We start from the raw sequence: 14,146 nt of genomic DNA, 5'->3' as shown, positions 1-14,146 counted from the left end.
ATCCCCTGAGCCCGGGGTGGTTCGGAAGAGGGGGAAGCTCCGCTGATCACGTATCCGAAGGAGCTTCCCCCGCACGAAGGGTAGCGGTAGCCGTTCACCGCCACCCTTCCGGTGTCCCGTAATCGTCCGCTAGAGCGAACCACCGCCGCCGACCAGCCACGGATTGAACGAGCACACCAGGTCCGGATGGCCCGCCGGATCCAGGGCCCGCAGCGCGATCGACAGCGCGCGCGGCGAATACATCAGCGTCAGATGGTCGGAGACATCGGATTCGCAGCCGTCCTGCAAGACGATGTTGTTCACCGTCGCGCCCGGGCCCGCCTTCAGGAAGGTCAGGTCGAACGGGGTGGTGACCTCGTCGTAGCGGGTGCCGACGACCGTGTAGTCGACGCCTGCCACCGTGTCACCGTTCGCGTTCAGGGTGTTCACGAAATCCGAGCCGACCGTCTGCTGGATTCCCGCGTGCCCCACGAAGATCTCCACCAGGCCGAGCACATCGATCCCCAGGTTGTTGATCGCGCGGCCGAGCGCGCCGATCCCGTCCAAGGTGGTGCCGTGATGGGTGGCCCCGAAGGTGATGAGCTTGTTCACCTTCGCCGCGCCGCCGTCGAACTTGGTGTACCAGTTCGCCAGCGCACCACCCTGCGAATGCGCGATGACGTCGACCTCGTCGGCCCCCGTCGCCGCCAGCACCCGATCCACGAACAGCGCCACCTGATCGGCCGAATCCTGGATGTAGCCGGTGCCCATCACCCCGGGCAGCAGCGAACCGAGCCCGCCGCCCTGGAGCAGATTCGAGCGCCCGTAGTTGAAGGTGAACACGCAGAACCCGGCGTCCTTCAACGGCTGTCCCATGAACGCGAAACCGTTGTAGGCGTTCATCCAGGTGCCGTGCAGCGCGATCACCGGGCGCGGATGCGCCGCGGTCGGCTTGCAGGACCAGTCGTTGGTTCCGGGCGGCGCGGCGTCCGGATGCTGGAGCCCGTAGCCGAACGCCGAGACCCACGACGTCATCGACGGGCCGAAACCCACGGTGTCGCTGGCAGATCCGCCCGCCGACCCCGAACTGCTGCCGGACCCGCCGTAGCAGTCGCCGGACCCGTTGCCCGACCCCGTGCCGCTACCCGAACTGCACGCCGATCCGGTCCCCGCCACCGGACGGACCTTCAACCCGTCGGCGATGTAGTCGGCCAGTTGCTGTTCGGTCACCGGCTTGTCGGGGGCGGTCGCCTGCGGCACCGCGTTCCCGACGCCCCCGGAGACCGCGCACGCCGTCACCGCCATCGCGACCATCCACAATCGTCCCCAAGTCCTTGTCCCCATCCGAAACCTTCCCGCGTGAAATCGCTGTCGCTCCCGGCGCGGCTGCTGTCCCGCCACGTACCGGACTGCGACCAGAGTCCTCACCCGACGGCCCGGAATCCGCTGTTCAACGCGAAATCCGGGCACGTCATGAATCCGATGGGGGTGGTCCGTGACCGACCACAGACCGCCCCGACCGCGACCGATCAAGCCGGCGAGCACCCGGAGACCGGCTTGTCCGCGAGGCGATCCAGCAGGTAGGTGACGGCGTTGTCGGGACCGAATCCTTCGATGAGCTCCGGCCCGAAATGCGCCGGAATGGTCGCGCCCGGCAGGATCGGCGGCAGTTCGTTGGTGCGGAAGGTGACCGTCGCCCCCTGCGCGCACCAATCCAGCGCCAACTGCCGAGCCTGCCCGTAGGGGACGGTGTCGTCGTTGCGTCCGCTGGTGATCAACACCGGGGTCGCCGGGCGCGAGGACCCCACCACCCCGCCGATCAACGCGCCGTCGATCCGTTCGAGGATCGCCGCCAGATCCGCCACCGGCCCGCCCGCCCAGGTCCCCTTCAGATTCAATTCCGGCGCGTAGGTCGGCTGCATCTCCGCCGCGGCCGCCGTCGCACCCCCGCCCTGCGAATATCCCCAGAAGACCACGGGCGCGTCGGCGTCGACCCCGGCCAGCGCGTTCGCCGCCCGCGCCGCGTCCAGCACCGCGTGCGCCCCTTCGATCCGATTCGCGAACGTGTGGATCCCTGGCGTCCCCAAGCCGATGTAGTCCACGACCAGCACCCGCGCCCCCAACCCGCTCCACACCGCCGAGGACGGCTACTCCTGATTGGCCGAGATCCCCGGCGACGGATCGGTGAACACCGTCATCCCCGTCGAGAACGCCACCGACATCGCGCACCGGTCCGCCTGCCCCGAAACCCCCGGCGCGATCACCACCGTCGGCCGCTCCCCCGCCCCCAGCCACGGCCCGGTCGCAACCGTTCGAGTCGGCCCGAGCGAGCGGCTGTTGGACGTTCGGCATACCTACCGAACACTTGTCATAAGTCCGAAACCCGCTGTGCCAGTTGCTTTTTGACCACGGGGCTGCCGTAGAGTGAAGACACCTCCAGCCGAGGGGCGGTGGACAAGGTCCACACACCGCGCCCAGGAAGGAGGTGATGGGGAGATGGCGAAACATCGCCGGAAAAAGGGTAACGCCCCGGTCGACTACGGCATGTCACTGATACTGGCTGCCGCGATCGCCGGGGCGCTCGCTCTGGTCCGTCGAGTACGGATCAGGTAACCCATCGGTGGGGGCCGTCTACGCAGGGCGGTCCTCACCACTCGACGTCACTTACGTGACCGCTCGATCATAGCAAGTCATCGGCCCGCGGGGAACCGGAGTCGATCTTCTCGTCCGCACCCCTCGACCACCGCGAGCACGCGAAAGCACCTGCCGTGGCGGACAACTCGACAACCAGATGTCTCGCCGAACGCCGCAGCACGATGGGTGAGGGGTGCAGAAGATGCCGTCACCGAAGCGGTCCGGAAAAGCGCAACTACTGGACACCGACGCCTTCTTCGACGGGGACCCAGCGGCGATCGGCCGCGAAACCGCGCACTTAGACGACATCACACTCGTCCTCGCCTTCCAACAGTCCACCGAGGCGCAACGCCTGAAGGAATACATCCCGACCCACGAATCACTGAACGCGTGTACCCGACTCGCGTCCCTCCGCGAAATGTGCGGCCCCCTCGAACCGGCCACCGCCGCCCACCACCTGATCGAGGCGCTGCAACGGCAGAACCCCCACCGCGAGGAACCGGGCACGCCACAACCAGCGGGAATTGATTCAGAAATGGAGCCGCCTGGGGGAATCGAACCCCGGTACGGATCGCCGGAAATGCGCAGGTCAATCAGCCAACGCGTCGACATCGCCGCTGTTCAACCGCTTTTCAGGACGATTCATGACATTACGAAGCTCAACAGTACCATCCGGGTGATGACCCAGTCATCATGCGCCGACCTGGCCTTTCGCGGAACCGGTGATGACGGCGTCATCACACAACCGGCACTCGCGAGGTTGCCGCAGACCCGCCACCGCGGCGGCTCGCAGGCAGGTCAGGGGTCGATCCGGAAGCCCATCACCGCCTGCGCGAATTCGAGGACGCGGACCTGGGTCATTTCCGGCCGACCGCGAATGCACGCTCCCCACACGTGGGTGGCACCCCGCAGCGCGGCGAACATCTACTCGGGCGGGAGACAGACACGCCAGCTACCGAAGAGACACAGCACCTTAACTTTCTTCCTGATATTATCGACGCCATGATTAAGGAGCACGTGGAGCGGGTGCGATCGGCGTTGTCCGACCTGTGCGAGCCGCTCCACGACACCTTTGCCTGGGCTGAGCAGATCCGCCGTTCGCGCCTGCCCGAGCTCGCGGATGCTGATCTCTATGGCTGGCACGCGACTCACACGATTCGCGCGCTCGCCCATCATAAGTTGCACCAAGCAAGAGTCGGCTCGCTCGGTGCATGGAAGTTGGCAGGCCGACACTCACAGAACGGCGCCCTGTGGCTGAGCGACGGTAACTATCGAGTTCACCTGCTGCACGCGCACGCAGACGACTACATCCCCCCTCCCGGCACCAACGAGGCTCGCCAGGCGTATTTCAGCAACCCGCCGTTGCCGCCCCAACTCCCGCTCAGCGGAGAAGCGAACGACCGCTTGCTCGGCGTGTGGCGGATAGATCGAGAGTCAGCGACACCCACTTTCCGGATCGTTCGTACGATCGGTCCGTGGAGGTGGGGAGAACGGGCCAAGGTCGATCTCGAGTTCGTGCTCCCCGAAACTGCTCAGGAGTTGTCCGATCTCGAGTTCCAGCCGACTGATGAGGGCTTGGATCTTTGGATTCCCGAAGCGGAAGAGGAAGGTGGTGATGATGCTCCCGGCATCTCCGGGTGAGCGGATACGCGCGCTGCGCGAACTGTTCGGGTTCACGCAGCAGCAACTGTCCGGAATGACCGGCCTCGGTCAATCCTGGCTGTCCGAAGTGGAGACTCATTCTCGTGACGCAACCTCAGCCGAACTCAAGATCATCGCAGACTCCACCGGAACCCCGCTGAGCTTTTTCCGGGTCGAGTCGAGCTCGATCCCTCTGGACTCGCTGCGGTTTCGAAAGCTAGCGGGCGCAAGCAGGACCATGACTCGACGGATTCATCGGTGGTACGGCGAGGGATACCGAGTCTCGAATGGCTTGATCACGGAGGGCAGGTACCCGGTTGCCGACCTCCCCTTTGTGACCCAGGAGTCGGTGACCGACGACGAAATCAACCACTTGGCCGATCAAACCAGAGAAGCGCTACGCCTTGCACCTGCCGCACCGATCCCGCATCTCACGCGCGCACTGGAACGTGCCGGCGTCGCCGTGGCCCCTATCGTGCCCCCACAGATCGAGGGCGACGAAGCGCCAGCAGGAGGAGGCCATTTCGGAGCCTCGTACTGGGGCGGCCTCGGCGCCAGCGGCCTGATCGGATTCTTCCCGGGCACGCACGGTGATCGACAGCGATTCACAATCGCACACGAAGTCGGGCACATGGTCTTACATACGTTCCGCCCCCGAGCAAACGACCCGGAGAACGAGGCCAACAAGTTCGCATCTGCCCTACTCGTCCCGCGCTCCCGGGCCGTTGAGATACTTTCTGATGCAACAACTTTGACTGACTACGCGCGGATCAAGGCCACCTGGGGAGTATCCATACAAGCTTTGATCATGAGAGCGGCGGCACTCGAGTTGATCACCGACACTCGAACGAGGTCGTTGTTCGTACAGTTGTCCGCGAAGGGCTGGCGCAAGGAAGAACCGGTCGAGGTAGGCAACGAAAGCCCGCTGCTGCTATGGACACTCCTGAGCCGACGATTCGGAGACCGGCCCTACCGGGCCGCGGCCGAGCCCCTCGCCATCCCTCCCGCAGTGCTGCGATCGTTCATACCGACACCACAGGAGAACTCTGGACGTAAACAACCTGGCGGATCGGTGTACAAGTTCAGCGCCAACTAGGAACCGAACGATTCTTCAATCTGCTGGTCGGCGCACAGATGGCGTGTGGCCGAAATCGTCGGGCCGTGGCTGGGTCTGGGTTCGGCAACCGCGAGGGGCGTCGTGAATGGCCCGTCCTCAGGATCCAGTCCAGCCTCGCATTCGGACTGCCGTATCTGGCCGGCCGCACCCACCCGCCAACCCGGATTCCGGTAACCGAGCACTGGCAGCGGAACCGCCGTCGTCCTCCTCGGCAGCCGCTTATCGGAAACTGAGATCCGCTCGTGCCGGGCAGGTCCTGATTCGGGGGAATTGGAGTCGGTGGCGATGGACACGATCTGGCCGGTGCCTGGCGAGTGCGCGTGAGGTGCGTCAAGTGATCCTCGGCGATCGCGAGATCGCCTGCATCACGGTGATGACCACAATGGACAACCTATATCACAAAGGATGGTTGTTGCGGCACCGTCACAGCAGGGCCTACCTGTACCGGCCGCGCCGCAGGGCTAGCGACTGCGGCCGCTGCCGTCCTGGTGGTGGCCGTAGTCGACACGGGGGTTGCCGTGCCCGTTGCCTCCGTTGCCGTCGTTTAAGATATGTCCACCGGTCCCTGCCGACGGCGGGGCCGCTGCGGCGGGGACAGCAACGAACATCGCCGCCGCGGCGGCGATCGAGGTCGCGGCCACCAACCGCAACGCCGGTCATGAGCTCCGTGAGGTCTGCGTCGTGATCATTGTGGGGCTACTATGCGGGGTTCTCGGGGCGATTGCCGAGGAGTCGGGCGGGCAGGGACGAGCTGTGTTCACGGCCTGCGGGTTCGGCGTGGCGGGCGATTGTCGATTCCCCAACCGATCGCCATCGATGGACGCCCCGTCGGGTAGCGCGTCTGATCGCAAACTTATTACGTACCGAGATAGTAGATCGGTTGACGCGGATGCCGACCCGCCTCAGATAGACTCGGGTGGACGACACGAAAAATATTTGCGGACACGATGATCGGCCGAGGAGGTGCGAATGGGGCACGAGCTGCGTACGCGGCCCGGCCGCGATTCGCGCCCTGAATCGAAGTTCCGCGCGACGACCGGGACCACCGGCGCCGGCGGACGGTCGGGTCCACTCGCGCGGTTGCGCGGGTCGTTACGATTTCGTTACTGTCGTGTCATCGTGGATTTCCTCGTTCGATTGCGGCCTGGTAGCTGGCTGGTGGTGTTGGCGCTGGTGGCCTTGGTGGTCGTTCCCGGTCTGGACTGCCGACTGGCCCAGCAACATGCCCAACACGGCGGTGGCTCGCACGCGGTCGCCGAGCGGGACTCGGGCGCCGTCCACGACGATCTCGCATCGCCGATCATCGACCATTGTGTCGACCACCGCGTGCACTGCGCCTCTCCGGCACTGCCACCGGGGGTCGTCTCGCTGACTGTCGTGGCTTTGCTGCTCGCGGCGGTGACCTCGGTGCTGGTGGCGGCGCCGGGTCCGGCGGTGTCCGCCGGGGGTGTGCGTGGCCCCCCGCGCCCCTCGATGTCCGCTACCGGGCGGACCCTTCTGACTCTGTTCTGCATCGCCCGACGCTGATCGGCCGCGCCCGCGCCGAGGTGTTCTCGGCGGCGGGAATCTGCTGCCCACCCGTCGTGGCGCGCCGTCGAACGCGGACGCCGTTGCAGAGAAGAGACAGCCCCATGAACAATGTCGTGCCCCTGCGCGATCTCGAACCCGCCGGCCGGAAACCGGCAGCACCGCTGACCGCAGACGCACCCCGCGGGCTGGTCGGCAACACCCCGGTGTTGTGGATCGGCCAACCGTTGGCCGGAGTCGGACGCGGCTTCTGGGCCAAGCTCGAAGGCTTCAATCCCGGCGGGATGAAGGACCGTCCCGCGCTGCACATGGTCCGCCGCGCCCGCGAGCGCGGCGAGCTGCGTCCGGGGGCCCGTATCGTCGAATCCAGCAGCGGCACCCTCGGACTCGGACTCGCGCTGGCCGGCATGGTGCATCAGCACCCGGTGACCGTGGTCACCGATCCCGGCCTGGAACCGATCGTGGCCCGGATGCTGGGTGCCTACGGCACCACCGTCGAACTGGTCACCGAGGCACATCCCAGCGGCGGCTGGCAACAGGCACGCCGCGACCGGGTCGCTCGACTGCTGGCCGCCAATCCCGGCGCCTGGTGCCCCGACCAGTACAACAACCCGGACAACGTCGACAGCTACGACGCTCTGGCCCGGGAATTGATCGAGCAATTGGGCACCGTCGATGTCCTGGTATGCGCGGTCGGCACCGGAGGCCACTCCGCCGGGATCGCCCGCGTGCTGCGCCGGTTCAACCCGGAGATGACCCTCATCGGTGTCGACACGATCTCCTCGACGATTTTCGGTCAACCGGCCGGGCCGCGCCTGATGCGCGGGCTGGGGTCGAGCATCTTGCCCGCCAACGTCGACTACGACGCCTTCGACGAGGTGCACTGGGTCGCCCCGGCCGAAGCGGTGTGGGCCGCGCGCACCCTGGCCGCGACCCACCACGCCAGCGGCGGATGGAGCGTCGGCGCGGTGGCGTTGGTCGCTGGCTGGGCCGCGCGGGTCACCTCCGCCGACACACAGATCGCCGCGGTGTTCCCCGACGGACCGCACCGCTACTTCGACACTGTCTACAACGACACCTACTGCGCCCAGCACGGCCTGCTCGACGCCACCCCGCCGGTCGAACCCGACACCATCGCCCACTCGGGGCAGCGGGTGGTGACCCGATGGACGCGCTGCACGACGGTGAGCGCACCCGAGCCGTCCGTGGCCGCGGGGACTCCGTCGTGAGCGTGTACGCCAGATTCGCCGGATTCGATCTGCCCGCCCGGCTGCTGATGATCAACCAGTTCGGCATCAACCTGGGCTTCTACATGCTGATGCCGTATCTGGCCGGCTACCTGGCCGGACCGCTGGGGCTGGCGGCGTGGGCGGTGGGACTGGTGCTGGGCGTGCGCAACTTCTCCCAACAGGGCATGTTCCTGATCGGAGGCACCCTCGCCGACCGGCTCGGCTACAAACCGTTGATCGTGGCGGGGTGTCTGCTGCGGACCGGCGGATTCGCGCTGCTGGTCGTGGCGGACTCGCTGCCCGGTGTCCTGATCGCCTCGGCGGCGACCGGTTTCGCCGGAGCCCTGTTCAATCCCGCGGTGCGCGCGTACCTGGCCGCCGACGCCGGTGAGCGCCGTCTGGAAGCCTTCGCCGTGTTCAACATGTTCTACCAGGCGGGAATACTGGCGGGTCCGCTGGTCGGGCTCGCCTTGATGACGCTGGAGTTCCGGCTCACCGCCGCGGTCGCCGCGGCGGTGTTCGCCGCGCTGACCCTCGCCCAACTACTCGCGCTGCCGCCCCGGCGCGCCGAGGCCCCCGCCGAGGCGACCTCGGTGTTCGAGGACTGGCGCACCGTGGTGTCCAACCGGCGTTTCCTCGGTTTCTCGGTGGCGATGATCGGTTCCTATGTGCTGTCGTTCCAGGTCTATCTGGCCCTGCCGTTGCAGGCGGAGTTCATCGCGGGTGCTCGGTCTCAGATCCTGGTTTCGGGTCTGTTCGTCGTCTCCGGGGTCGTCGCGGTCGCAGGGCAACTGCGGATCACCGCCTTCTTACGAGCCCGGTGGGGTCCGGCCACGAGCCTGGTCGCCGGGATGAGCGTGCTCGCGGCGGCGTTCGTCCCGTTGATCGCGGTGCCCGGCACCGCCCGCTTCGGCACCGCGGCGGCGGTGGGCGCTCTGCTGCTGACCACCACCCTGCTCGCGGTCGGCACCGCCGCGGTGTTCCCGTTCGAGATGGACACCGTCGTGACCCTGTCCGGTGACCGTCTCGTGGCCACCCACTACGGCTTCTACAACACCGTCGTCGGTGTCGGCATCCTCCTCGGCAACCTCGCCACCGGCACCGTCGTGGGCGCGGCCCACGACGCGGGCGCGGACTGGGCGGTCTGGGCGGGTCTGGCCGTCATCGGCCTCGCCTCGACCTGGGCGCTGCGGCGGCTGGCGACCTCCGAGCCGGGCCCGGCCACGGCCGCGTCACCACAATCGCGCACCGCAGGCCACCGGGCGCCCGGTCCCCGCCGACTGTCCGAGGGCGTCTTCCTCGGCGCGGATTTCCCGACCGTACCGATGCCACGACTCGCCGCCCACGACGGAGGACTCGTCGAGCGGACCTCCCCGCCCGGCAGCTGGCCGGTCGCCGGAGGCGATCACCGCCGGTTCCCGGTCGGGCGCCGGTGAGGCCCCGGCGACTTCTCGGGCGGAGACCGGTCGAACGGGTGCTCGGTCGAAGCCCCCCGACAACAGGCGCGACCATCCGCACACATTCCCCTTCGGACAGGACATATGAGATGAACACAGTTCTGCGGCGGCTCGGTTTCACCGTCGCGGTCGCCACGACCGTCACCGTGGCGGCCGGTGGCGTCGCCTCGGCGCATCTGGCGGTCGAGGCGCCCGGCGCGAAACCCGGCTCCTCGAGCGTGCTCACGTTCCGGATCTCCAACGAATCCGAGCACGCCTTCACCACGGCGTTGACCATCGACCTGCCTGGGCTCAAGACTGCCCGCACCGAACCCCTGCCCGGCTGGAACGCCACCGTGACACGCGACCCGTCGACGATGGCGACTTCGGTCACCTGGAATGCCGACACCGACGCCACGGTGGGGCCGGGACAATTCCAACGCTTCGCCCTCTACGCGGGCCCCCTGCCCGCGGTCGACACCATCGCCTTCCGGGCCGTGCAGACCTACAGCGACGGCACGATCGTGACCTGGGACCAGCCCAGCCTCGCCGGGGCACCCGAACCGGAGTACCCGCTGCCGGTGCTGGTGTTGGCAGGGTCCCCGACCGTGGGCGAATCGCACTCCCACAGCAGTGAATCCGCCGCCGCGCCGACCCCGGCGCACGCCGAGCCCGGCGACACCACCCGCCAGCTGGCCATCGCCGGTCTGGCCTTGGGCGTGCTCGCCGTCGCCGCGGCGGTCACGGCCCTGTTCCGCGCCCGGCGCGCATCCCGATAACCGGGGCGGGGGTTGGGGCCGGGCGGGGCGACGCCTGGGCCCCGATTCCTCCGGACCGGACGGTTCAGGGACCGACGGTGCACACCGCGGTACCGGCCCGCGGCGGCGACGGTGGCCCCCAGGATCTGGGTCGACAAGGCATCGGGGAAGCCGGCGCGGTGCCCGGAGTGGGACAAATGCTTCGACCACCTGCGCCGCGGTGTCGAACTCGTCATCACCCGGCTCTCGCGCCCGTGCCGGTCGGTGCGGCACACGAGCGAACCCGCCGCCCGACTCGACGAGCGCGGTATCGATCTGTCACTGCTCAAGCAGGGCATCGACCACCACCGCCTCCGCCGGACGGTTCCTGTTGCACGGCATACGCCGCTACACCGTCGCGCACATCGCCGAGACCTCCGGCGTCCCTCACAAGACGGTCTACCGCAACCTCGACCGAGACAACGCGGCACGCACACCACCACCATAGTCCACTATTTTCTGGATACAGATTAGGATGTATTGTTTGCGTGTGGAGACCGTAGTGCACCGCGACGCGCTGGCCCGCTTCGGACATGCCCTGTCGGATCCGACCCGGACACAGATCCTGCTGAGCCTGCGCTCCGCGCCGGGATATCCCTCCGACCTCGCCGAGACTATCGGGGTCTCGCGTCAGATCCTGTCCAATCATCTGGCGTGCCTGCGTGGATGCGGGCTGGTGGTCGCGGTCCCCGAAGGCCGCCGTGCCCGCTACGAGTTGGCCGACCCTCGTATCGGGCGTGCGCTCGAGGACCTGCTGGGGCTGGTGCTGGCCGTCGATCCGGCCTGCTGCCCGTCTTCGGAGAGCGAGGTGTGCTGCTGATGGCCTCGCTCGGTATGCCCTCGATGCCGTCGGGCGTCGCGCCGGGCGCGGATCGGCGGGCGTTGCTGGCGCGGCGGATTCGCTGGTTCGTGGCGATCACGATCTCCTACAACGTGATCGAGGCTGTCATCGCCCTGGTCGAGGGCGCACGGGTCTCCTCGACCGCGCTGATCGGTTTCGGCCTGGATTCGATGATCGAGGTGTCCTCGGCGGCTGCGGTGGCCTGGCAGTTCGCCGGGCCCGACCCCGCCGCACGGGAGAAGGTCGCGCTGCGGATCATCGCGTTCTCGTTCTTCGGGCTCGCCGCCTACATCACCCTCGACTCGGTCCGGTCCCTGCTCGGCGCCGAGCAGGCCCGGCATTCGCCGGTAGGGATCGGGTTGGCCGCGGCGAGTCTGGTGATCATGCCGATCCTGTCCGCCGCGCAACGCCGTGCCGGGCGTGAGCTCGGTTCCGCCTCGGCGGTCGCCGATTCCAAGCAGACCTCGCTGTGCACCTACCTCTCGGCGGTGCTGCTGATCGGGTTGCTGGTCAACGGCGTGTTCGGCTGGTCGTGGGCCGATCCGATCACCGCGCTGGTGATCGCTGCGATTGCGGTCAAGGAAGGCCGCAATGCCTGGAAGGGCGATACCTGCTGCCCGACATCGACATCCGCGCTCACTCGGACCGAGCGAGCCCCCCACGACTGCGATTGCTGTGACCGGCCCGGGCATGCGAAAACCTGACACCGCCCGCGTCCGCCTCCCCGCCGGTCCGGCTGGGATACCGCCGGTCCGGCTGGGATAGTTCGTGGGTGGATAGCGGGGCCCTGGTAGCGGCGAGTTTCGTGGCGGGACTGGGGGTCGCGGTGGTGACCGCGCCGGTCGGGGTGTCGGGGGCGGTGTTCCTGCTGCCGGTGCAGATCAGCGTGCTCGGCGTGCCCAGTCCCGCGGTCACTCCCACCAATCTGCTGTTCAACGTCGTGTCCATCCCCGGCGCGCTGGCCCGCTACCGTCGCCGCGCGCCCCTGACCAGCCCGCTGACCCGGCTGCTGCTGGCGGGCACCCTGCCCGGCGTGATCGTCGGCGCGGTCGTGCGGGTGTTCGCGCTGCCGGAGGCGGCCACCTTCAAACTGATCGCGGCCGCGCTGCTGGGACCGCTCGGGATATGGCTGTGCCTGCGCACCGCCGCTCGCGCCCGCGGTGACCGCCCGCGGCCGTCGAGACGGTTCGTCACCGCGACCGCGCTGGTCGTCGGTGTCGTCGGCGGGATCTACGGCATCGGCGGGGGTTCGCTACTCAGCCCGATCCTCGTCGGACGCGGGATTCCGATGGGTGAGGTAGCGCCCGCCGCGCTCACCTCGACCCTGCTCACCTCGGTCGCGGGTGCGGCCACCTACGCGGTGCTCGGGGTCACCACCGGCGGCGCCGATATCGCCCCGGACTGGATCATCGGGATCAGTTGCGGGGCGGGTGGTCTGGTCGGCGGATACCTCGGCGCGCACCTGCAACCGCGCCTGCCCGAACGCGCACTGCGCTACGCCCTCGGCGCGACCGCCGTCACCACCGCCGCGCTCTACACCCTGCAAGCCCTGTGAACCCGGCCCGATCCGGTCGTGGTCTGCACGTCGGCCTCCCGCGCCGGTGACGGTGGTTCCGTCGAGGATTGGTCAGACGATCTTCGGGTACAAACTGTTGCGTGTGGTGACAGTCTGTATCGTTTGAGGTCCAGGTGTGGAGATGGACGCACTGTTGTTGCAGGACATACTATCTCGCGCCGATCCCGCCGACGGCGTCGGCCCGGCGGCCGGTGTGACCGGAAGAAGTGAGGCACCGTGGGGACTGTCTATACCCTCACCGAGGTGGTCAAGCGGTATCGGGTCGCGGGCCGTGAGGTCCGCGCGCTGGACATGGTCAGCCTGACCGTTCGCGAGGGCGATTTCCTCGCGGTGGTGGGTCGTTCGGGCAGTGGTAAGTCCACGCTGCTACGCCTGCTCGCAGGCGTGGAACGCCCGAGCTCGGGAACGATCGTGACCGTGACGGGCGCACCGGTGTCGGACCGGCGCGGTGGTGGCCGGTGTCGGCACAGAGTCGGGTTGGCGTCGCAGGGTGTCGAGCTGCGGCCCAATCTCACGGTGTGCGAGAACGTCGTGATGAACATCCGCGCCGGTGGGAGCGTGGGCGAGCGTGAGGCGTCGGCGCGGTGGTGGCTCGCTCGGCTCGGCATCGCCGAGGAGGCGGACAAGTTGCCGGGGATGTTGTCGGGGGGCCAGCAGCAACGCGCGGCGATCGCTCGGGTGCTGGCCGATGATCCCACCGTCGTGCTCGCCGACGACCCGACTGCCAATCTGGACCCGCACACGGCCGCCGCGGTGCTGGATGTGTTGATGGATCTGAACTACGAGGGCCGCACGATCGTGGTGGCCTCGCACGAACAATCGCTACGCGCGTGTGTCAAGCGCGAGATAACCCTGGATGCGGGGCGGCTCGTGGCCGATCGCGGGGTGGTCCCCGCTCAGGACTGACCCGCCGTGTTCAGGCGTCGGTCAGGATCTGGAGCACCGCGCACGCGACCTCCATGCCGGGTGCGTCGCTGAGCAGCAGCACGTGCTCGCCGGCCCTGACCGCGCCGGTGCGCCACAGGTGTTCCAGTCCTCGGATGTGGTCGACGGGTCCGGCGTGGCCGACGGTGCGGGTGTAGTCGAAGATGCCGCGTTGTTCCTCGATTCCCAAGGGGTCGAGCAGGATCGCGTGGACGGCGTCGCGGTGGAAACCGTCGTGGACGACACGTGTGATGTCGTCCAACCCGATTCCGGCGTCCTTCAATGCCCGTTCCACGGTCTCGATCAGCACCGCGCCCAGATCGGTGAACACGCGCCCGCCGGCGAGTCCTTCACGACGGCTGTAGTCGAGGCGTTCGGCGAAGTTCAGTCGCGCGCCGGTGGTCAGGCCCGGAGGGAAGAGTGGTTCGCCGCCGCGGTGGCGGTA

15 protein-coding genes and 1 pseudogene are annotated in these 14,146 nt (G+C 67.9%); 13 read left to right on the top strand and 3 right to left on the bottom strand.

All coding sequences use genetic code 11. The features are described from left to right. Positions 1-129: 129 nt before the first annotated feature. On the bottom strand, positions 130-1,323 hold the full coding sequence (locus ON30_RS02000) for an esterase/lipase family protein (RefSeq protein ID WP_051028846.1): 1,194 nt from the start codon (positions 1,321-1,323) through the stop codon (positions 130-132). Between the two features lie 185 nt (positions 1,324-1,508). Next, positions 1,509-2,285 (bottom strand): annotated as a pseudogene (locus ON30_RS01995) (lipase family protein); the annotation flags it as partial. A 530-nt stretch (positions 2,286-2,815) separates the two neighbouring features. On the opposite strand from ON30_RS01995, the gene ON30_RS38725 reads away from it, so the two are divergent. The 13 genes from ON30_RS38725 to ON30_RS01950 all read left to right on the top strand — a co-directional run bounded on the left by ON30_RS38725 (position 2,816) and on the right by ON30_RS01950 (position 13,683). Next, complete coding sequence (locus ON30_RS38725) at positions 2,816-3,619, top strand: hypothetical protein (RefSeq protein WP_157183578.1); 804 nt, start codon at positions 2,816-2,818, stop codon at positions 3,617-3,619. After that, entirely contained in the window at positions 3,616-4,254 is a 639-nt protein-coding gene (locus ON30_RS01990) for a hypothetical protein (protein WP_040703711.1), read from the top strand. The genes ON30_RS38725 and ON30_RS01990 overlap by 4 nt, the downstream gene beginning before the upstream one ends. Further along, a complete protein-coding gene (locus ON30_RS37075; RefSeq protein WP_204249185.1) occupies positions 4,229-5,350 on the top strand; it encodes a helix-turn-helix domain-containing protein in 1,122 nt (373 codons plus the stop codon). The genes ON30_RS01990 and ON30_RS37075 overlap by 26 nt, the downstream gene beginning before the upstream one ends. Before the next feature lie 106 nt (positions 5,351-5,456). Beyond that, on the top strand, positions 5,457-6,056 hold the full coding sequence (locus ON30_RS37070; protein ID WP_082393577.1) for a BlaI/MecI/CopY family transcriptional regulator: 600 nt from the start codon (positions 5,457-5,459) through the stop codon (positions 6,054-6,056). 434 nt (positions 6,057-6,490) lie between these two features. Continuing rightward, a complete protein-coding gene (lpqS, locus tag ON30_RS01985; RefSeq protein ID WP_156371416.1) occupies positions 6,491-6,898 on the top strand; it encodes a putative copper homeostasis (lipo)protein LpqS in 408 nt (135 codons plus the stop codon). Between the two features lie 104 nt (positions 6,899-7,002). Continuing rightward, positions 7,003-8,127, top strand: a complete 1,125-nt coding sequence (locus ON30_RS01980; protein ID WP_040703707.1) for a PLP-dependent cysteine synthase family protein — start codon at positions 7,003-7,005, stop codon at positions 8,125-8,127. After that, positions 8,124-9,563, top strand: a complete 1,440-nt coding sequence (locus tag ON30_RS01975) for an MFS transporter (RefSeq protein ID WP_373282473.1) — start codon at positions 8,124-8,126, stop codon at positions 9,561-9,563. Before ON30_RS01980 ends, ON30_RS01975 begins: the two co-directional genes overlap by 4 nt. Positions 9,564-9,673: 110 nt before the next feature. Continuing rightward, positions 9,674-10,342, top strand: a complete 669-nt coding sequence (locus ON30_RS01970; RefSeq protein ID WP_040703705.1) for a YcnI family copper-binding membrane protein — start codon at positions 9,674-9,676, stop codon at positions 10,340-10,342. A gap of 111 nt (positions 10,343-10,453) precedes the next feature. Continuing rightward, entirely contained in the window at positions 10,454-10,834 is a 381-nt protein-coding gene (locus tag ON30_RS42160) for a recombinase family protein (RefSeq protein ID WP_082393578.1), read from the top strand. 16 nt (positions 10,835-10,850) lie between these two features. Further along, positions 10,851-11,180 carry an ArsR/SmtB family transcription factor gene (locus ON30_RS01965; RefSeq protein ID WP_040703703.1) on the top strand — a complete coding sequence of 110 codons (330 nt, stop codon included), beginning with the start codon at positions 10,851-10,853 and terminating at the stop codon, positions 11,178-11,180. Then, positions 11,177-11,905, top strand: coding sequence for a cation efflux transmembrane domain-containing protein (locus tag ON30_RS01960; RefSeq protein WP_040703863.1), 729 nt, complete (start codon positions 11,177-11,179; stop codon positions 11,903-11,905). Before ON30_RS01965 ends, ON30_RS01960 begins: the two co-directional genes overlap by 4 nt. Positions 11,906-11,973: 68 nt before the next feature. Then, the gene (locus ON30_RS01955; RefSeq protein WP_051028844.1) at positions 11,974-12,756 is read left to right on the top strand and encodes a sulfite exporter TauE/SafE family protein; all 783 of its coding nucleotides are present in this window, start codon (positions 11,974-11,976) and stop codon (positions 12,754-12,756) included. A 312-nt stretch (positions 12,757-13,068) separates the two neighbouring features. Next, positions 13,069-13,683 (top strand): ABC transporter ATP-binding protein, encoded by a 615-nt coding sequence (locus ON30_RS01950; protein ID WP_082393585.1) that lies wholly within the window; start codon positions 13,069-13,071, stop codon positions 13,681-13,683. Between the two features lie 10 nt (positions 13,684-13,693). Here ON30_RS01950 and ON30_RS01945 read toward each other — a convergent pair. Then, positions 13,694-14,146 (bottom strand): 3-oxoacyl-[acyl-carrier-protein] synthase III C-terminal domain-containing protein (locus ON30_RS01945; protein ID WP_040703700.1); only part of this gene is annotated, 453 nt, incomplete at its 5' end.

It is taken from the genome of Nocardia takedensis NBRC 100417, assembly GCF_000308695.1.
Classification (GTDB): Bacteria; Actinomycetota; Actinomycetes; order Mycobacteriales; family Mycobacteriaceae; genus Nocardia; species Nocardia takedensis.
This window is presented reverse-complemented; position numbering and strand designations above follow the sequence as displayed.

What these genes read in the sequence shown, in the direction of transcription:
- ON30_RS01990 (WP_040703711.1), top strand. Translation starts at nt 3,616, where the DNA reads ATGATTAAGGAGCACGTGGAGCGGGTGCGATCGGCGTTGTCCGACCTG.
- ON30_RS01980 (WP_040703707.1), top strand. Translation starts at nt 7,003, where the DNA reads ATGAACAATGTCGTGCCCCTGCGCGATCTCGAACCCGCCGGCCGGAAA.
- ON30_RS38725 (WP_157183578.1), top strand. Translation starts at nt 2,816, where the DNA reads ATGCCGTCACCGAAGCGGTCCGGAAAAGCGCAACTACTGGACACCGAC.
- ON30_RS37075 (WP_204249185.1), top strand. Translation starts at nt 4,229, where the DNA reads ATGATGCTCCCGGCATCTCCGGGTGAGCGGATACGCGCGCTGCGCGAA.
- ON30_RS37070 (WP_082393577.1), top strand. Translation starts at nt 5,457, where the DNA reads ATGGCCCGTCCTCAGGATCCAGTCCAGCCTCGCATTCGGACTGCCGTA.
- ON30_RS01950 (WP_082393585.1), top strand. Translation starts at nt 13,069, where the DNA reads ATGGTCAGCCTGACCGTTCGCGAGGGCGATTTCCTCGCGGTGGTGGGT.
- ON30_RS01970 (WP_040703705.1), top strand. Translation starts at nt 9,674, where the DNA reads ATGAACACAGTTCTGCGGCGGCTCGGTTTCACCGTCGCGGTCGCCACG.
- ON30_RS02000 (WP_051028846.1), bottom strand. Translation starts at nt 1,323, where the DNA reads ATGGGGACAAGGACTTGGGGACGATTGTGGATGGTCGCGATGGCGGTG.